At 63.6% G+C, this 18,844-nt stretch carries 16 protein-coding genes; 8 read left to right on the forward strand and 8 right to left on the reverse strand.

Annotation, left to right across the window (positions count from 1 at the left end):
• Positions 1–3: 3 nt before the first annotated feature.
• The 6 genes from VCS63_RS20800 to VCS63_RS20825 form a co-directional block, all read right to left on the reverse strand.
• Entirely contained in the window at positions 4–768 is a 765-nt protein-coding gene (locus VCS63_RS20800) for an ABC transporter ATP-binding protein (RefSeq protein ID WP_042794604.1), read from the reverse strand.
• Positions 765–2,654 carry an ABC transporter permease gene (locus tag VCS63_RS20805; RefSeq protein WP_323880912.1) on the reverse strand — a complete coding sequence of 630 codons (1,890 nt, stop codon included), beginning with the start codon at positions 2,652–2,654 and terminating at the stop codon, positions 765–767. Before VCS63_RS20805 ends, VCS63_RS20800 begins: the two co-directional genes overlap by 4 nt.
• Positions 2,654–3,877: an ABC transporter substrate-binding protein gene (locus VCS63_RS20810; protein ID WP_063960768.1), complete on the reverse strand. Its 1,224-nt coding sequence runs from the start codon at positions 3,875–3,877 to the stop codon at positions 2,654–2,656. The genes VCS63_RS20805 and VCS63_RS20810 overlap by 1 nt, the downstream gene beginning before the upstream one ends.
• Before the next feature lie 178 nt (positions 3,878–4,055).
• Complete coding sequence (gene rpmG, locus VCS63_RS20815; RefSeq protein ID WP_003810296.1) at positions 4,056–4,223, reverse strand: 50S ribosomal protein L33; 168 nt, start codon at positions 4,221–4,223, stop codon at positions 4,056–4,058.
• A 37-nt stretch (positions 4,224–4,260) separates the two neighbouring features.
• On the reverse strand, positions 4,261–4,497 hold the full coding sequence (gene rpmB, locus VCS63_RS20820; protein WP_006385639.1) for a 50S ribosomal protein L28: 237 nt from the start codon (positions 4,495–4,497) through the stop codon (positions 4,261–4,263).
• Positions 4,498–4,884: 387 nt separating this feature from the next.
• Positions 4,885–6,033, reverse strand: coding sequence for a Bcr/CflA family multidrug efflux MFS transporter (locus VCS63_RS20825; protein ID WP_063960767.1), 1,149 nt, complete (start codon positions 6,031–6,033; stop codon positions 4,885–4,887).
• 205 nt (positions 6,034–6,238) lie between these two features.
• On the opposite strand from VCS63_RS20825, the gene VCS63_RS20830 reads away from it, so the two are divergent.
• The 8 genes from VCS63_RS20830 (at position 6,239) to VCS63_RS20865 (ending at position 16,196) form a co-directional block, all read left to right on the forward strand.
• The gene (locus VCS63_RS20830) at positions 6,239–7,516 is read left to right on the forward strand and encodes a class I SAM-dependent methyltransferase (protein WP_088607738.1); all 1,278 of its coding nucleotides are present in this window, start codon (positions 6,239–6,241) and stop codon (positions 7,514–7,516) included.
• Positions 7,517–8,032: 516 nt separating this feature from the next.
• Positions 8,033–9,031, forward strand: a complete 999-nt coding sequence (locus tag VCS63_RS20835) for an ABC transporter substrate-binding protein (RefSeq protein ID WP_042794603.1) — start codon at positions 8,033–8,035, stop codon at positions 9,029–9,031.
• Positions 9,032–9,265: 234 nt separating this feature from the next.
• The gene (locus tag VCS63_RS20840; protein WP_063640950.1) at positions 9,266–10,123 is read left to right on the forward strand and encodes an ABC transporter permease; all 858 of its coding nucleotides are present in this window, start codon (positions 9,266–9,268) and stop codon (positions 10,121–10,123) included.
• Positions 10,120–11,376 carry a glycine betaine/L-proline ABC transporter ATP-binding protein gene (locus VCS63_RS20845; RefSeq protein WP_323880919.1) on the forward strand — a complete coding sequence of 419 codons (1,257 nt, stop codon included), beginning with the start codon at positions 10,120–10,122 and terminating at the stop codon, positions 11,374–11,376. Before VCS63_RS20840 ends, VCS63_RS20845 begins: the two co-directional genes overlap by 4 nt.
• Before the next feature lie 120 nt (positions 11,377–11,496).
• Complete coding sequence (locus tag VCS63_RS20850) at positions 11,497–11,871, forward strand: tautomerase family protein (RefSeq protein WP_042794601.1); 375 nt, start codon at positions 11,497–11,499, stop codon at positions 11,869–11,871.
• A gap of 77 nt (positions 11,872–11,948) precedes the next feature.
• Positions 11,949–12,863, forward strand: coding sequence for a LysR family transcriptional regulator (locus VCS63_RS20855; protein ID WP_323880921.1), 915 nt, complete (start codon positions 11,949–11,951; stop codon positions 12,861–12,863).
• A 117-nt stretch (positions 12,864–12,980) separates the two neighbouring features.
• On the forward strand, positions 12,981–15,269 hold the full coding sequence (locus tag VCS63_RS20860) for an FdhF/YdeP family oxidoreductase (RefSeq protein WP_323880923.1): 2,289 nt from the start codon (positions 12,981–12,983) through the stop codon (positions 15,267–15,269).
• A 6-nt stretch (positions 15,270–15,275) separates the two neighbouring features.
• Complete coding sequence (locus VCS63_RS20865) at positions 15,276–16,196, forward strand: bestrophin family protein (protein WP_323880925.1); 921 nt, start codon at positions 15,276–15,278, stop codon at positions 16,194–16,196.
• A 64-nt stretch (positions 16,197–16,260) separates the two neighbouring features.
• On the opposite strand, the gene VCS63_RS20870 is transcribed toward VCS63_RS20865, so the two are convergent.
• Positions 16,261–17,100, reverse strand: coding sequence for an OmpA family protein (locus tag VCS63_RS20870; RefSeq protein ID WP_323880927.1), 840 nt, complete (start codon positions 17,098–17,100; stop codon positions 16,261–16,263).
• 66 nt (positions 17,101–17,166) lie between these two features.
• Positions 17,167–18,844: YadA family autotransporter adhesin (locus VCS63_RS20875; protein ID WP_323880928.1), on the reverse strand; the 1,678-nt coding region annotated here is incomplete at its 5' end.

The following is an 18,844-nucleotide window of genomic DNA, read 5'->3' on the forward strand; positions in this document are numbered from 1 at the left end:
GCTTCAGATCGGCTGCGGCGCTTCCGTGCCGAGGTAGGCGGCCCTTACCCGCTCGTCGGCGGCAATCTGCGCGGGCGCTCCCTCGGCCAGCACGCTGCCGCGCACCAGCACCGCAATGCGGTCGGCATGCTTGAACACGACGTCCAGGCTGTGCTCCGTAAAGAGGACCGCCATGCGCTGCGTGTCGGCCAGTGTGCGCGTCAGCCGCATCAGCGCGTGGCGTTCATTGGTCGCCATGCCGGCCGTGGGTTCGTCCATCAGCAAAAGACGGGGTCGATGCGCCAGCGCCATGGCCAGTTCGACACGCTTGACGTCGCCATAGGCCAGCGTGCCGCAATGCGCTTCCGACTTGTCCGTCATCTGTACTTGCGACAGCAGCGACATGGCCTCTTCGACCGCGTGCCGGGCCGCCCGCCGCCACGGATTCAGCAGCAAGCGGTCGCGCGACAGCAGCGCCGTCTGCACGTTTTCCCGCACGGTCATGGAGCGGAAGGTGGCGGCGGTCTGGAAACTGCGGCCTACGCCCAGCTGACAGATCCTGCGCGCCGAGAGCCCGACCAGCTCGCGCCCGTCCAGAAGGACCGATCCGGAGTCGGGCCGGAGCTGGCCGCCCAGCGCGTTGAAGCAGGTGGACTTGCCTGCGCCGTTGGGGCCAATCAGCGCCAGCATCCTGCCAGCTTCCAGCGTAAAGGAAACGCCGGCCAGGGCATCGATGCCGCCGAAGGATTTGCGCAGGTCGCGGACTTGGAGCAGCGGGGCGGGCGTCATGCGCGCCTCCCGTTCCAGCGCGCGGCAAGGCGGGCCGCGGCGCCGGCCAGGCCCTCGGGAAAGGCCATGACCAGGGCCAGGATGGCCAGCCCCAACACGGCATGCCAGTATTCGGTGCTGCGGGCGGCGGCGTCCTGCAGCCACGTATAGGCGGCCGCGCCCACGAGCGGGCCGGCCAGGGTCTGCAGGCCGCCCAGCAGCACCATGACCAGTCCGTCCACGGACCGGCTCACGGCCAGCGTGTCGGGCGCGATGCTGCCTTTGGAGAACGCATACAGCGAGCCTGCCAAGCCCGCGGCGAAGGACGCGGCCACGAAGCCCGCCCATTGCACGCGGCGGGTGTCCATGCCCAGCGCTTCGGCTCGCAAGGCGGAATCCCGCACGCCGCGCAGGGCATAGCCCAGGGGTGAGAACGCCAGCCGGCGCAGCCAGGCGATGCCGGCCGCACAAAGCGCCAGCGTGAGGTAATAAAACCAGGGGCCCTGGGTGAGCCAGGCGGAAGGCCACAGGCCGATCAGCCCGTTGCTGCCGCCCGTCACATCGTCCCATTGATAGGCGAGCGCCCAGAGGATCTGCGCCACCGCCAGGGTCAGCATGGCCAGATAGACGCCAGACAGGCGCACGCAGAACCAGCCGAACAGCAGAGCGCCCAGCGCCGCGGCGAAGGGCCCCAGGAGCAGCGCCGCCTCCATCGGCACGGCCGCCAGCTTCAAGAGCAGCGCGGCGCCGTAGGCGCCGAGGCCAAACCAGGCCGCATGGCCGAACGAGGTCATGCCGGCCAGTCCGGTAAGGAAATGCAGGCTGGCGGCGAACAGCGCGGCGATCAGGATCTCGGTCAGCAGGATGCCCAGGTAGGGGTTGTGCGCGGCCACTACCGGCGCCAGCGCCAATAGCGCCAGCAGCACGCCGTAGGCCAGGCGCAAACGCCGGCCGGCGGGAGCGATGGGACGCTCGGCGGCGGTGGCGTGGGAGGTGGCTTCGGAGGGCTTGCCCAGCAGGCCCCAGGGGCGGACCACCAGCACAACGGCCATCACGGCGAATTCGGCCAGGAGCGTGAGCTTGGAAAGATTGAAGACCCAGGGGCCGATCTGCACCTGTCCCAGGAAAACGAACAGCGCCTTGACGGAGCAGATCAGCAAGGCGGCCAGGAAGGCGCCGGGGATCGAACCCAGGCCGCCCACCACGACCACCACAAAAGCGCTGGCGATGATTTCCAGGTCCAGGCCCAGCGTGGCCGGCACGCGCGGCGCCGCCAGCGCGCCACCCAGTCCCGCCAGGAACGCGCCCAACGTGAAAGCCGAGGTGAACAGCCAGGCCTGATTCACGCCCAGCGCTGCAAGCATCCGGCGATTTTCGGCCGCCGCGCGCAGCAGGCGGCCCCAGCGTGTGCGCATCAGCAGCAGCCAGAGCAGACCCAGTACCACGGGACCTGCGGCAATCAGCAGCAGGTCGTATTCGGGATAGCGGCGTTCCAGGATCTGCACGGCGCCGGACAGGCCAGGCGCGCGCGCCGCGAACAGGTCTTCCGGCCCCCAGATCGCCAGCGCCGCGTCGCCGATGATGAGCACCAGCGCAAAGGTGGCCAGCAGTTGGAACAGTTCGGGAGCCTGGTACAGGCGCCTGAGCACCAGCCATTCGGCGGCCGCGCCGACTAGGCCGGTCACCAGCGCCGCCAGCAGCAATCCAGCCCAGTAACCCGCCCCGTCGCCAAAATATCCGGTGAAGGTCCAGGCGAGGTAGATGCCCAGCATGTAGAACGAACCGTGCGCGAAATTCACCACGCGCGTGACGCCGAAAATCAGCGACAGGCCGGCGGCGACCAGAAACAGCGCGCTGGCGTCCGCCAGCCCATTGAGCAGCTGCAGCAGCAGCCCGGACAGGCTCATCAGTGCGCCGGACGCATCTTGCGCACTTGCTCGTCAGGGGGCTGGAGGCGCGCGCCGTCGATGTAGGCGAAATCCTTCATCACGCCCTTGCCGTCTTCCACCGCGGTCACGCCCACGTACACGCCCATCGTGGATTGGTGGTCGATCTTGCGATACTGGATCTGGCCATAGGGCGTGTCCACCTTCAGGCCGGCGAAGGCGTCGACCAGCTTCTCCGTGTCCACGGCGCCGGCGGCCTTCAGGCCCTCGGCGATGGACATGAGGGAGGCGTAGCCCACCACCGAGCCCACCTTGGGCGTTTCGTTGTAGCGTCTCTTGTAGGCGTCGACGAAGGTGGTATTGGCCGGCGTGTCGATGGCATACCAGGGATAGCCGGTAACGATCCAGCCCGTGGGGGTGTCGGCGCCCAGGGGTTCGAGATATTCGGGTTCGCCGGAAAGCACGGATACGACGGCTCGGTTTTCGAACAGGCCGCGGGTATTGCCTTCGCGCACGAATCGGGTCAGGTCGGCAGCGAACAACACGTTGAAGATCGCATCGGGCTTGGCGTCCGCCAGGGCCTGCACGACGGCGCCCGCGTCCACCTTGCCCAGCGGCACGGCTTGCTCGGCAACGAATTCCACGTCGGACTGGAACGAGGTCATCATGGCCTTGAAGGTGGCCACGGCGGACTGGCCGTATTCATAGTTGGGGTAGACGATGGCCCAGCGCTTCTTGCGCAAGGCCAGCGCCTTGGGGGCCAGGGCCGCCACGTGCATCCAGGTGGAGGGACGCAGACGGTAGGTGTAGCGGTTGCCCTCCTGCCAGGTGATCTTGTCGGTGAGCGGTTCCGCCGCCAGGAAGAACACCTGCTGCTGCTTGGCAAAGTCCGTCAATGCCAGGCCGGTATTGGAAAGAAAGCCGCCGAACAGCAAGTCCACCTTTTCGCGCGCCAGCAATTCCTGGGCGGCACGCACTGAATCGCCCGGGTTGCCGTTGTCGTCGCGCGAGATCACCTCCAGCTTCCTGCCCAGCACGCCGCCGCTTGCGTTGACCTCTTCCAGTGCTAACTGCCAGCCCTTTTTGTATGGGCCCAGGAAGGCGGGGATCGCTTTGTAGCTGTTGATCTCGCCGATTCGGATGGGAGGCTCCTTGTCCTTGGCGGAGGCGGTCGGGGCCAGCGCCAGGGCCAGGAGTGCCGGCGCCGCGGCGCGGCGCAACAGGGTAAGGCAGGGACGGAACATGGCGGATATCGCGTGGAAAGAGGACCAGGCGCCTCGAGGCGGCGGATGACAGCGGCCCAATTGAAACATGCACCCCGGCGCCGGGCAACAGGGAATCAGGGGATGCGCGGCGGCGGGCAGGCGAAAAAAAAGCCCTGCGATGCAGGGCTTTTTTTGTCTTGCGGGAATACCGGCTGAATTACTTCAGCTTGGTTTCCTTGTAGTCAACGTGCTTGCGAGCGACCGGATCAAATTTCTTGATCAGCATCTTCTCGGGCATGTTGCGCTTGTTCTTGGTGGTCGTGTAGAAATGACCCGTGCCGGCGGTCGACTCGAGCTTGATCTTTTCGCGGATACCTTTGGCCATGTCGTGCTCCTAGTATGTAGATTGGCGGGGAGGCCGATTAAGCCAGTTCGCCGCGGGCACGCATTTCGGCCAGCACGGCGTCGATGCCGTTCTTGTCGATCGTGCGGATGGCCTTGGCCGAAACACGCAGGCGGACCCAGCGGTTTTCGCTTTCAACCCAGAACCGGCGCGATTGCAGGTTGGGCAGGAAGCGACGCTTGGTCTTGTTGTTCGCGTGCGAAACATTGTTGCCCACCATCGGGCCTTTGCCGGTCACTTGGCATACGCGTGCCATGGATGCACCTCTTTAGGTCGTTCTTTTGCGCGCATCGCTTGGGGGGTAGACGGGGTTTCAGCCGCCGGGCTGTAAAGGCGTTGTACGCTGCTGCAGTACCTTGCCTATGCCGGCCACCCAGTCTTAGTGGATGAGGGGAGATCGGAATGGTCATTAAAGCCCAGACTGGTCCGCCCCAGTGCTTATACCCGCTGCCTGCCACCCGACGAATTCTTGGGATTGCCGGGAATTCCTGAGGAGTTCGCTCCTGGGGGAATTGCCAGACTTAGCCAATTACGCGGTTGGGGTCAGAGTGCTGAACTACAAAGCATAGTAGTCCGGCACGGGAAACTTCATGTGAAGACTTAGATTCTAATACGAAAAGTCTAAATAAATCAAGCAGGCAGGCTAGCTGGTGTGCGATTGCGCCACGCGGCCCGAGATCCAGGACAGGCAGGCGCAGGCCGCGAGCGTGGTTGTCAGGGGCAGGGCACTGTCGGTCTGCCAGGCGCTGACAGCGAAGCCGGCCAGCGCGCCACAAGACAATTGCAGCGTTCCCAGCAGCGCGGAAGCCGCGCCCAGCCGCTTGCCCTGGTCCGCCAGGGCAAGCGCCGCCGAATTGGGATTCACGAAGCCCTGGCTGCCCATGTAGCTGATGAGGCACAGCATGAGCAGGGGCAGGGTCATCCAGCCGACCAGCGTCAGTGCGACCGCGGCCAGGCTGGCGCAGGCCAGCGAGGTCAGGGCGCGACGCTGCAGCTGTCGCGGTGTGTAGGTGCGCAACAGGCGGGCGCTGATCTGCGAGCAGACGATGAGCGACAGCGCGTTGGTGCCGAAAAGCAGGCCGTAATACTGCGGCGCGACGCCGTAGAGTTCGATGAAGACGCGCGGAGAACCAATGATGTAGGCAAACATGCCGGCCTGGCCGAAACCGCCGGCCAGACTGTGCGCCATGAAGCCGCGGTGGGCGAACAGGTCGCGGTAGTTCCGCAGTATGGTCTCCCAACGCAGCGGCACCACGCGTTCGGGCGCCAGCGATTCCTTCATGATCAACATCACGGCGGCCATCAGCATGGCGCCGCCAGCCAGCATGACCCAGAACAGGCTGCGCCAGGAGGTGATGGCCAGCAATTGCCCGCCGGCCAGCGGCGCGAGGATAGGGGCCAGCCCCATGATGAGCATCAGCAGCGACATGGCGCGCGCGGCTTCATGGGTTTCGTAGTGGTCGCGGATGACCGCGCGCGGGATCACGATGCCTGCGGCGCCGCCCATGGCCTGCACCACGCGCCAGCCGGTTAGCGCTTCGACCGATCCGGACAGCGCGCAACCCAGCGAGGCGATCATGAACAGCGTCAGGCCAACCAGCAGCGGGGGCTTGCGGCCGTAACGGTCGGCCATCGGTCCGTAGAACACCTGCGCCATGGCCAGGCCGATCAGATAGGCGGCCAGCGTGCGTTCGACGTCGCCGCGAGGCACACCCAGGTTTGCCGCAATCGTGGGGAATGCGGGCAGGTACATATCAATGGCGAACGGGCCGATGGCCGTTAGCGCGCCCATGAGTATCAGCCAGCCGGGCAGGCCGCTGCGAAAGGAATTTGCTGGGGGCATGTGGATCGCGGTAAGCGCAGAGACAGGGCCCGGATGCGGTTTGTTGCACGTTTTGGGCCAAGTAAACGACTGTATCACGGGCAACCTTACAAGCAAATTGCAAGTTTTTTCCGATACAGTCATCGAGGTCCGTAGCTAGTTCAGAGGAGCAGTCGTGAATCCTTTGTTGTCTGTAGTGGAACGCAAACTTCAGGCCCTGCCGGTCCCGGTCCAACTGGTTCTGCCGGATGGCGCCGTGCTGGGGCCACCAGAACCCCGCGTCCGTTTCGTCACGCATGACAAGACCGCGCTGGCCCATCTCGCCGAAGGAGCGGTGGGCGTGCTGGGGCAGGATTACGTGGAGGGCCGTATCGACATCGAAGGCAATATGCGCGATGTCATGACCGCCGCCGCCGCCTTGCTGCCGGGGTCGCCCGTGGATGCCGCCAGGGGCGGTTGGCTCACGGAGCTGGTCCGCAAGGTGATGTCGGTCTGGCGCCATTCGGTCGAGCGCGACGCCAAGCAGATCGAGTTCCACTATGACCTGTCGGATGATTTCTACGCGCTCTGGCTGGATCCGCGCCGGGTTTATTCCTGCGCCTATTACCGCGAGCCGGGCATGACGCTCGCCCAGGCCCAGGAAGCCAAGCTGGATCACATCTGCCGCAAGCTGCGCCTGCGGGAAGGCGAACGTTTCCTGGATGTGGGCGCGGGTTGGGGCGGGTTGCTGCTGTGGGCGGCGGAAAACTACGGCGTGGACGCCACCGGCATCACGCTATCGCGCAATCAGCATGCGCATGTGAGCAAGCTGATCCAGGAAAAGGGGCTGGCCGGCCGGGTCCGGATGGAGCTGCTGGACTACCGCAAGCTGGATGAGTCCGCACCCTACGACAAGATTGCATCGGTCGGCATGTTCGAGCATGTGGGCCGCGCGCAGCTCGAGGGCTATTTCGCCAAGCTGCGCCGTCTGCTCAAGCCGGGCGGGCTGATCATGAACCACGGCATTACCGCGGCCGGCGTCTACAACGCCGAGCTGGGCAACGGCATGGGTGAGTTCATCGAGAAGTACATTTTCCCCGGCGGCGAGCTGACCCACGTCAGCGTGGTGATGGAAACCTTGACCAACGGCGGGCTGGAAGAAGTGGACGTGGAAAACCTGCGGCCACACTACGCGCGCACCCTATGGGCCTGGAGCGATGCGCTGGAGGCGCGCCTTTCTGAGGCGGCGCGCATCCTGGGCGGTGAGCAGGGCGAGCGTTCGCTACGCGCCTACCGACTCTACCTGGCGGGCTGCGCCATGGCCTTCGAGCATGGCTGGATCGCATTGCACCAGATCCTGGGCCAGCACCCGGCGACGGGGCGCGCCGATGAGCTGGACAATCCGCCGGACCTCGCCTATCCCTGGCGCCGGGACTATATGTACGGCGAGAACGTGTACGGCAAGAACGGCTAGCGGCCGTTAAGCGTCCACAGTGTGGCCGTTCCCCCTCGAAAATTCGGGGAAAGCCTGCTGCTGGCGTGTCCATGCACTGGCCGGAACGCGTATTTCCGGCCATTTTGAGGCGGTTAAAGCGTGTGGATATGAATTTATTTTTTACTGAATGTGTCTTCGCTTCTGAATCAAAATCCTCTAGGGAAAATCGCTGTTTCGCCCCTTGCCGTTGCGGGTAACCCCGGATCATTTTTTCCGGAAATGTATCTGATTCATTCCGGGATGGGGTTGGGTTGAGCATCAATTTCGTTTAAGATGCTGGCTTCTTCGTTCAGTTTGTTCACTTTCTGTGGGTTTTCAAAAATCACGTTTTTGAAACTCCTGTCTTGCAAGATGCCGCACCCTCGCGGACCGTCTTGTTGCTAGTGTCGGTTTGTATTGGCGGTTCTGCCCGTCTTCCGCACAACCCCCTTAGCTCCATGGCACCTCCGGGCCCAAGCCTGGCGAGTGTCCCTGAACCTATGGAGGCAAAAGCCAATGCGTTTTACCCCTGTCAAGACCCTGGCCGCCGCGGCTGTGTTCTTCGCCTTTGCCGGTGCGGCCCAAGCCGCCGACGTCCAATGCGAAATCAAGCGTCCGGTCAATTTCGGCGGCATGAACTGGGAATCCAACCTGGTCCTCGTTGACGTCGAACGTTTCATCATGGAAAAGGGCTACGGTTGCAAAACCGAAACCCTGCCCACCGAAACCCTGCCCGCCCTGGCCGCGCTGGAGCGTGGCGATCTGGATATCAATACCGAGATCTGGCTGAACAGCGTGGCCGAGCCCTGGGACCGCGCCGAAAAGACCGGCAAGGTCAAGCGCATCGGCGATCTCTACATGGGCGCCGAGGGTTGGTACATCCCCCGCTATACGGCCGAGCGTCTGCCCGAATTGAAGTCCGCGGCCGACCTGCCCAAGTTCAAGGACAAGTTCAAGGATCCCGAAGAGCCCGGCAAGGGTCGCTTCTATGGCTGCCCGGCAGGGTGGGGTTGCGAAATCACCAGCAACAACCTGTTCCACGCATTGAAGCTGGACGACACCTACACGCTGTATTCGCCCGGTACGGGCGCCGCGCAGAAGGCGGCGCTGATGTCCGCATACAAGCGCAAGCAGAACGTGGTCTTCTACTACTGGTCGCCCACGCCCCTGGTTGGCTCGATGGACCTGGTCAAGCTCGACATGCCGCCCTACGACGCCGAAAAGCACAAGTGCCTGACGTCGCCCAAGTGCGCCAAGCCCGAGCCCAGCGCCTATCCGGACAATCCCGTCTTCACTGCGGTGAACACCAAGTTCTCCGAGGAGGCGCCCAAGCTCACTGAATTCCTGTCCAAGGTTTCGGTGCCGCTGCCGGTGATCAACGAAACCCTGGCCCACATGGAAGAGTCTGGCGACGAAGCCAACGCCGTGGCCAAGTGGTTCCTGAAGAACAAACCCGACGTCTGGACCAAATGGGTCCCCGCTGACGTCGCCGGGCGCGTCCAGAGCGCGCTGTAACCCGCCATGTGCCTGGCTGCGCGCCGTCCGGGCGCGCACCGGCCCCGCCTGGGGCCGGATTCCTTTGCCGGGATGGCCGCCGGCCGGGCCCCAGAGCCCGGACCGAGACGCGCTGGCGTTGCCGGGATGGCCGGCCGTTTTCTAGCTGGAAGCCGCAAGCTTGCGCCGCATTGCCCGATTCCGGGGATGCGGGCGCGGTCCGGGCGGTGAGTGCGCCAGAATGGAGTAGAACGAATGTTTCCTGAAATTATTCCCGCCCGGCAGGTCCGGGGGGCGATCGACGGCTTTGTCGATCACCTGGTCACCAACTATGCCGACACGCTGGAGACTCTGTCCCAGCCCGTGCTGCATGCCCTGGTGTGGTTGGAGCAATTGCTGCGCAGCTCGCCCTGGTGGGCGGTGGTCGCGGTCACTGTTGCGATCGCCTGGGGCGTCAGCCGCCGCATCGGCCTGAGCCTGGCGATGGGCGCGCTGCTATGCGTGATCGGGGTTCTGGGCCTGTGGGACGCCGGCATGCAGACGCTGGCGCTGATGATCATGGCGGCCGGCCTGTCGGTGCTTATCGGCATCCCGCTGGGCGTGCTGATGGCGCGCGTCAACTGGCTGCGCTCCATCATGCTGCCGGTGCTGGATGTAATGCAGACCATGCCCAGCTTCGTGTACCTGATCCCCGTCGTCATGCTGTTCGGCCTGGGCAAGATTCCCGCGATCATCGCGACCGTGATCTACGCCGTGCCGCCGCTGATCCGCCTGACCGACCTGGGTATCCGCCTGGTCGACCGCGAAGTGCTGGAAGCCTCGCGTGCCTTCGGCGCCAATCCGCGTCAGCAGCTTTTCGGCGTGCAGCTTCCGCTGGCGCTGCCCAACATCATGGCGGGCATCAACCAGACCACGATGATGGCACTGTCGATGGTGGTGATTGCCTCGATGATCGGCGCGCGCGGGCTGGGCTATGAAGTGCTGCTGGGCATCAACCGCCTGGAAGTGGGCCGCGGCCTGCTGGCGGGCTTGGGTATCGTGGTACTGGCCGTGCTGTTCGACCGGATCACGCAATCGTATGGACAGCGCATGCGCAAGGGAGGCCAGCGATGAGCAAGATCGAGGTCAAGAACATCTACAAGGTCTTCGGGCCGCATCCGAAGAAATGGCTGGAAGCCGCCCAGGGCGGCATGAGCAAGGAACAGTTGCTGGCCGAGAGCGGCCACACGCTGGGCCTGCGTGACATCAGCCTGTCGATCGAAGAGGGCAGCATCTACGTCATCATGGGCCTGTCGGGTTCCGGCAAGTCCACGTTGATCCGCCACTTCAACCGCCTGATCGAGCCCAGCGCCGGCCATATCCTGGTTGATGGCGTGGACGTGGTCAGCCTGAACAAGCGCGACCTGGAAGTTTTCCGCCAGAAGAAGATGAGCATGGTGTTCCAGCGCTTCGGCCTGTTCCCGCACCGTACCGTGCTGGACAACGCCGCCTACGGGCTGACCGTGCAGGGCGTGGGGCGCGCCGAACGCGAAAAGCGCGCCCGCGAATGGCTGGACCAGGTGGGCCTGTCGGGCTTCGAGAACCAGTATCCGCACCAATTGTCGGGCGGCATGCAGCAGCGTGTCGGCCTGGCCCGTGCGCTGGCCACCGATGCTGAAATCCTGCTGATGGACGAAGCCTTCTCGGCGCTGGATCCGCTGATCCGCCGCGAGATGCAGGACCAGCTGCTGCAACTGCAGGCCAAGCTCAACAAGACCATAGTCTTCATCACGCATGACCTGGACGAGGCGCTGCGCCTGGGCAATCGCATCGCCATCCTCAAGGACGGCGAACTGGTGCAGGAAGGGACACCGGAAGACATTTTGCTGAACCCCGCCAACGACTACGTGCAGTCGTTCCTGCAGGACGTGAACCGCACCAAGGTGCTCAACGCCACGCACGCCGTGAACCCGGCGCGCCTGACGCTGACCATGCGTTCGCGTCCCGCCCACGCCATGGACCGCATGCGTGCCCTGAACTATGAATACGCGCCGGTGCTGGACGGCAAGCGGCTCGCGGGCGTGCTGACCGCCGAGGCGGCCACCCGAGCCATCGAGGAGGGCGCGCGCGATATCTCGCGCTACGTCGAGGATCTGGCATCCGTGCCGGCTACGGCGGGCCTGGGCGAAGTGCTGGCGCAACTGGTGCACAGCGACCAGCCGGTCGCGGTGACAGGCGAAGACGACGAGTTCATCGGCATGCTGTCGCGCAAGAAGGTCGTGGAGCTGGTCACCCCGGCGCTGGCCGAAACGACGGCTCCGGCCGAAGAGGTTTCCGCCGACACGCAGGAACAGCCCGCGCCGCCGCAACGCGATCAGGCTGCCTGACAGGGAGAAACCCTAATCCGGACCTGGGCCGCGCGGCCGTTTGCGCGGGCCAAGTCCGGATATGATGGTTTGCCGGCCGCCTGGGCCGGTTTCTCCTTTTTCGGAACATCGGAATCAGTCATGCCTATTTTGAATGTCCAGATCATGGAAGGCCATTCGGCCGCCCAGAAGGCCGCTCTGTTGAAGGCCGCCTCCAACGCCGTCGTCGAGAGCATCGCGGCGCCGCTTCCCAGCGTGCGAATCGTGTTGCAGGAAGTGCCGGCGGAACACGTGATCGTGGGCGGAGAAATCGGCAAGGCCATGGCACGCGTCGACGTCGCCCTGATCTCGGGCCGCGACGAAGCCAAGAAGGCTGCCCTGATCGCTGCGCTGAACGAGGCGGTATGCGGCAGCATCGGCATCTCGGGCCAGGACGTGCGCGTGCTGCTGCGCGATGTGCCCAACACCGACATGGGCGCGGCCAACGGCATTACGGCCAAGGCCAACGGCCGCTGAGTGCCGCCTTGGCGCCGGCCGGTAGCCAGATGAATAGACGCCCGCTTTTGCGGGCGTTTTTGTTGCGAGGGATGTGAATGTTTATCCGCCAACTCAACTATCTTTTGGCGCTGGACAAGTATCGGCATTTCGGGCGGGCGGCGGAAAGCTGCCATGTATCGCAACCTGCATTGTCCAATGGGATCCGGGAGCTCGAGCGCGAACTCGGGATCACCATCATCAAGCGCAATCGGACCTTCGAAGGCGTTACGCCCGAGGGCGAACGGGTGATCCAGTGGGTGCGGCAGGTGGTCTCATCCCTGGATGGGCTGCGGCAGGAGGCCGATCTGGTTCGCAGCGTGCCGCAGGGGCATCTGGCAATAGGCGCGATTCCAACGGCCAACCATGCGGCCACGCTGCTCAGTGCGGAGTATCGCGAGATCCTGCCCCAACTGACGTTGGAGGTTACCTCGCTCAGCACGCCCGAAATATTGTGCAGGCTGAAGGCCCAGGAAATCCAGTTGGGCATTCTCTATCAACGATCCGTGCTCGACAACGCCGAATTTGACGCAATGCCGCTGTATTCGGAGCGCTACGTGCTGGTGGCGAACGAGCAGGCGTCATTGCCGCGCCAGCTCGATTGGTCGGAAGTCGGTGAGCTGCCGCTATGTTTGCTGAGCCCCGACATGCAAAACCGCCAAACCCTGAATAAATGCTTCGATGCCGTGCAGGCAAAGCCGCGAGTCGTGTTGCAAAGCAATGATATCCGCGTGCTCCTGGCGGAATGCCAGAGTGGACGGGCATTCTCGATCCTGCCTATGAGCGCCTTGCCGGCGCAGTACGAAGGGGCTGGATTGCTGGCGCACCCCATTACCCCAGAACACGCCGAGGATGTTTGTCTGGTGAGGTTGCGGCGCGACAAGCAACCCGCCCTGTCCTCGGCAGCCTGGCAGATCGCCAGTCAATCCGACCTGGAAGCCGTCCTCAATCACGCCCTGCCGCCCAAGCCTTGATAATCAGGGGTTATCAAGAGGTTCAAAGGAAAAATTGGCTGACTTTTCCCGATTGCCGCATTCTGGCGGGACAGCTTGCGCGCAATTGCGGCGCAAAAGTGCTGCCAGGAGACTTTCATGACCAAACGACGCGAAGTGCCAGGTATTCGACCCTATGACGGCCCGGCGGGCGGTTGGGGGGCATTGAAGGCGACGGCCCAGGCCGTGCGGCAGCAGATGGAGGTCATGGAAGCCCCCGTGGTCCTGCTGCGCACCAACCAGCCTGCGGGCTTCGATTGTCCTGGTTGCGCATGGCCGGACAAGGAACACAGATCCACTTTCCAGTTCTGTGAAAACGGCGCCAAGGCGGTCACGTGGGAGGCGACGAGCAAGCGCGTGACACCGGAGTTCTTCGCCGAGCGCACGGTGTCGTCATTGCTGGAACTGTCGGACTATGAGCTTGAGGATTTCGGCCGACTGACCCATCCGATGGCTTACGACGCGGCCACCGACAAGTTCGTGCCCGTGTCGTGGAATGCGGCCTTCGAACGCATCGGCCAGACGCTGCGCAGTCTGGATGCGCCAGATCAGGCCGAATTCTATACCTCGGGGCGCGCATCAAATGAGGCGGCCTATCTGTTTCAACTGTTCGCGCGCGAGTTCGGCACCAACAACTTCCCCGATTGCTCGAACATGTGTCACGAGGCGACCAGCGTGGGGTTGCCGCAGTCCATTGGCATCGGCAAGGGAACGGTGTCGCTGGAAGACTTCGACCATGCGGAACTCATTCTTTCGATCGGCCACAATCCCGGCACCAATCACCCGCGCATGATGGGCACGCTGCACGAATTGGCGCGGCGCAAGGTCCCTATCATTGTCTTTAATCCGTTGCGCGAACGCGCCCTGGAACGTTTCGCCGATCCGCAGAGCATCGTGGAAATGGCGACTTTCAGCTCGACCGATATCGCTTCCACGTACCACCAGGTAAGGGCTGGCGGCGACGCGGCCGCGCTCAAGGGCATCATGAAGGCGCTGCTTGCGCTCGAAGCGCAGCGCGGCAACGTGCTGGATCGTGGTTTCATCGCCGAGCACACCCTTGGGTTCGATGCGCTGGCCGCGGACCTGGAAGCGACTTCCTGGACCGACATCGAAACCGAAAGCGGCCTGCAGCGTGCCGACCTCGAACATGTGGCGGAAGCCTATGCCAAGTCCAACGCGACCATCGTTACCTACGGCATGGGGATCACCCAGCACAACACGGGCACGGCCAATGTGAAGCTGATCGCCGACCTCCTGCTTTTGCGCGGCAACTTCGGCAAGCCCGGCGCGGGCATCTGCCCATTGCGCGGCCATTCAAACGTGCAAGGCAACCGCAGCGTTGGCATCACGGAAAAGCCGTCCGCCGAGTTTCTCGGCAAGTTGGAGGAGGTCTTCGGCTTCAAACCGCCCCATGGCCACGGTCACGACGCGGTACAAGCCATGCAAGCCATGGTGGACGGAACGGCCAAGGCGCTCATCTGCCTGGGCGGCAATTTCGCCGTCGCCTTACCCGATCCCGAACTCTGCTTTGCGGCGATGAAGAAACTGACCCTGAGCGTGCACCTCGGAACCAAGCTCAACCGTTCGCATCTGCTGGTCGGCCGTGAAACCTTCCTGTTGCCGGTATTGGGGCGAACGGAGCTCGACGTCCAGGCCGAAGGCCCACAGTCGGTGACCGTGGAGGATTCGATGTCCATGGTCCATGCCTCGGCAGGAAAGCTCAAACCGGCGTCCACTGAACTGAGGTCGGAGCCCGCGATCGTGGCCGCCATGGCGAAGGCGACCTTGCCGCATAGCAAGGTGGACTGGCTGCGGCTGGTGGAAAACTATGACCGCATCCGCAGCCTGATTGAACGCACGATACCGGGATTCGAAGACTACAACGCGCGTATCCGCGTGCCCGGCGGCTTTCGCATGCCTCTGCCGCCCACGGAGCGCAAATGGAACACCCCGACGGGCAAGGCGATGTTCTCGGTGTTTCCTGGCGTGCGCGAGCGCTATGAACCTTGGCCCGATGAGGTGCTGCGGTTGGTGACCATACGCAGCCACGACCAGTACAACACCACCATCTATGGCTTGGATGATCGCTACCGCGGCGTTTTTGGCCGCCGTGACGTACTTTTCATGAATCGAGAAGATCTGGCCGCGCAGGGCCTGGAACATGGCGACCTGGTGGACATCGAAACCGTGTCTTCGGTGCGGACCCTGAGGTTGACGGGTATCACCGCGATTGAATACAGCATCGCGCGAGGCTCCGTGGCGGCCTACTATCCCGAAGCCAATGTGCTGGTTCCGCTGGACTACATCGACAAGGAATGCGGCACCCCTTCCTACAAATCGATTCCGGTGCGTATCCGCAAGGCCGCGCAGGCAGACATGCAAGCTTAGGCCGCCATGATAGTCCGCCCCGCCTCCCGCTCTCCCTGGTTGCTGCTTTTCACGCTCAAAGGGTCCATCGTTTCCGTTATCTGGAAAAGGGTGGCGGCCATGATGCTCCTGGCGACGGCCGTGGTGCTGGCGGAGCATCGCCTGCCTTTGAGCGGCGTCGGACTTGGCGCCGTTCCGCTGACGCTGGTGGGTTTGACCCTGGCCATTTTCCTGGGGTTTCGCAACAGCGTCGCCTACGAACGCTGGTGGGAGGCGCGTACTCTCTGGGGCGAGCTGCTGATCGTCATTCGCAATCTGACCCGGCTGACGCTGAGCTTTCCCGACGGCCTGCCTGCCGCGCGCCAGCGTGAACTGGCGCATGGCTTGGTTGCCTACGCCCATGCCTTGCGGCACATGCTGAGGCAAAGCGACCCCAAGGAAGACCTGCAGCGATGGTTGCCCGCGGACCGAGCGGCCCGTCTCATGCAAGCCTCGAATCCGCCCAGTGTGCAGCTGGGTGACTTAAGCCAGGCATACGCGCAATTGAGACGGGAAGGGCGGCTGGATAGCATTCTTCTCGCGGAGATCGATGGCCAGATCACGCGGCTGTCCTACATTGGCGGCGGCTGTGAGCGGATACGCGGTACGCCGATACCCTTTGCCTACATCCTGCTGCTGCACCGCACCGTATACATCTATTGCCTGCTATTGCCGTTCTGCCTGGTCGGCAGCATAGGCTGGGTAACGCCGTTCATGGTGGGCGTGTTGTCTTACACCTTCTTCGGCCTGGATGCCTTGGGCGAACAGATCGAGGAACCTTTCGACCGCTTGCCCAACAACCTGCCGCTGGACGCATTGTGCCGCAGCATCGAGATCAATGTGGGAGAGCTGCTGGGCGATAAGGACCTGCCGCCGCCGCTGTCGCCGCAGGAGGGCGTGCTGTTCTAGGTGGCGCAGTGTCTCAGGGATGGGTATTCGTACGGAGGCAGTCCAATTGGGCTGCCCCGAAAAATCAGTTCGTCCCGAAGGCCTGGACCTCCACGCGACGGTCTGGGGCGGAGCACCGTATCAATTCCGCCTTGGACATGGGTCCGCATTGCGATTGCGGCGGGACGGATTTACCCATGCCGCGGGCTTGGATGATATTGGCGTCGACCCCGGCGCGGACGAGTAATGATCGTATGGAAGCCGCGCGCTTTTGTGAGAGCGCCACGTTGTAGCTGTCGCTGCCGATGCTGTCCGTATAGGCAGAGATCTCCACGCGTGTGATGCTCTTGAGGCTGGCCAGTTCGCGCGCCAGACGTTGCAGCTGCTCAAGTCCTTTGGGAGTGATGTCGGCCAGGCTGGAACCATTGAATGCAAACAGCACATCGCCCGAAAGCACCGTGCGCTTCAACAACGTCGGGGGCGAAGCATGGGCGCGTAACGGCGCTGATTCTGTGCGCTCTGCGCAATTCTCGGGCTTCCAATGATAAGAGGCCGCTTTCATGTTGGAATCGAAAAGGACTTTCAACTGGCATGTGGTCACGCCATCCTGGGGCGTGGGACCGGTACGGATCTGTAGCAGGTAGTTCCACTCCCGTACGTTGAAGAACCCTTCATTGAAATGTGGCCGTCCGAGCAGACCGTATAACTGATCCTTGGTCATTCCGGGACCAAGCAGGCGGAGATTCTCCACGTTGGGGTAGGACCCTTCCTTGGGCCAGGCTTTTTCTTGGGCCGGGAAGCGCAGCGCGGCTTCCTGTCCATCGATAGCGGAGGAAGAGGCCGGGGGAGTGTTGGCGCACGCCTGCAAGAGCGCGATGACGGCCGCGGCCAGGCTACGGGCCGCCCATGTTTGGTTGATCTTCATAATCTTCAGCTTGAGAAGAGTCCTGCGGCCTCCGTGGCCGCAGGGACAGGTTGAGGAACGAGTGGATTACCAGTGGAAGCCAACCCCGACCGCGGCGCCGACATTGCCCCGGGTGTTGGTGGTCGCATTCGCCTTGAGTACCCACTTGCCGCTTTCGGACATGCCGGATACCCCGACAGCCAAGCTGCTCTGGCCGCCATAAGTGCCACCGCCGAGCGCGAACATGCCCTTGCCAGGAAGCGTCGCCTGGGGCAGCGCGGCCATGGCCATGGCCGACGCGGTGCCGGCGTTGGCATCGTTACGCAGATTGCGCAGCTTCCCGTTCGTGTAGTTCATGATGTCGTTCTTGGTGTCGTTCAACTGGGACACGTTGACGCCGTCGGTCGGGGCGGTGCCCGCGGCCATGTTCGTGATTTGCCGCTCGCCGCCGGCATAGCCGACCGAGACCGAGTTGTCGCGATTCGTCACCGAATCTGCTCCCAGCGCCACGCTGTTGGCATTCGAGGCCTTGGCGCCCGCGCCCACGGCAACGGAGTTGTTGCCGCTGGCGCTTGCGTTTTGTCCGACCGCGGAGCTCCTCTTGCCGGACGCTCGCGCGCCGCTGCCGGTGGCGGTTGCTCCGGACGCCGATGCCTTGGCATTGGCTCCGACGGCGACGGTCTCTTCCGAGGAGGCAGCCGCGCCATTTCCGATGGCCACGCCATTCTTTCCGGAAACGGCGGCATTGGAGCCGGATGCAACGCCGTTGGTGCCCGCTTGCACGGTCGCTTTGTCGGCGTCCGTGTTCGTGCCGTCGGCCTTGAAGTAGCGCGAGCCATTGTCCAGGTCGCTGAATGCGTCGATGAACTTGTTCTCGACGTTGCTTACGCGCACATCGATATTGTCGACACGCTGGTTGGTTTCATACAGCTGGCTGCCGTTGACGGCATCTGTGCTGGTATTGGAAACCGCGCCTTGCTTGACATTGGTAATGGTCGTCCCGCCGGTCTTGCCGCCATCGGTCGACTGTGCGCCCTGCAGTGTCACCTGGTCCTTGGGGGAGCCGGCGGCACCGTCGTAGGTCACCGCGCGGTCGTTGCCCGAGGGGTTGCTGGAGATCGCGCTGACCGCCGACTTCAGTTGGCCGACGTTCACCGCGTCTGTGTCAGCAGCGCCGGCAGCGACGTTGGTGATGCGGCGCTCCTTGCCGGCCGAACCCACCGACACCTCCCCGATCGGGGTCAAGCCCGCCAGCGTGTAGAGCGCGGTGGGGTTGTAGGCGCTGGCGATCAGGCTGGCGTTGGCGATGCTGTTGGCGCCAAGCGCCACGCTTTGGGAAGAATAGGCCTTTGCGTTGTAGCCGATCGCGACGCTCTCCGTGGCGCTCGCTTGTGCGGCGACGCCAGCGGCCAGCGAGTTGGTCCCGGTGGCGCCGTCGTTCGCGTGGTTGGCACCGACCACGCCACCGTCATTGACGCTGTAGTAACGGGTCTTCGCTGCTTCCAGTTGATCGACGTTGACGGCATCGCCGCCATCGACGCCTGCTGCGACGTTGGTGATCCGCGTGCCGCCGGTCTTGGTGGTCGAGTTGTACGTGTTGCCCGTCAGCGTGATGGTGTTGTGCGTGCTGTTGTCGTACTTGACCGCGTCGGCCGTGGAGTCGACGGCAACCTGCTTCAACTGCGCGACGTTGACGGCGTCGGTGTCCTCGGCGCCGGCCGACAGGCCGGTGATGCGACGGTTGCCCACGTTGACTTCACCGGTG

The sequence above is a fragment of the Achromobacter sp. D10 genome (assembly GCF_035282245.1).
Lineage (GTDB): Bacteria > Pseudomonadota > Gammaproteobacteria > Burkholderiales > Burkholderiaceae_B > Achromobacter > Achromobacter insolitus.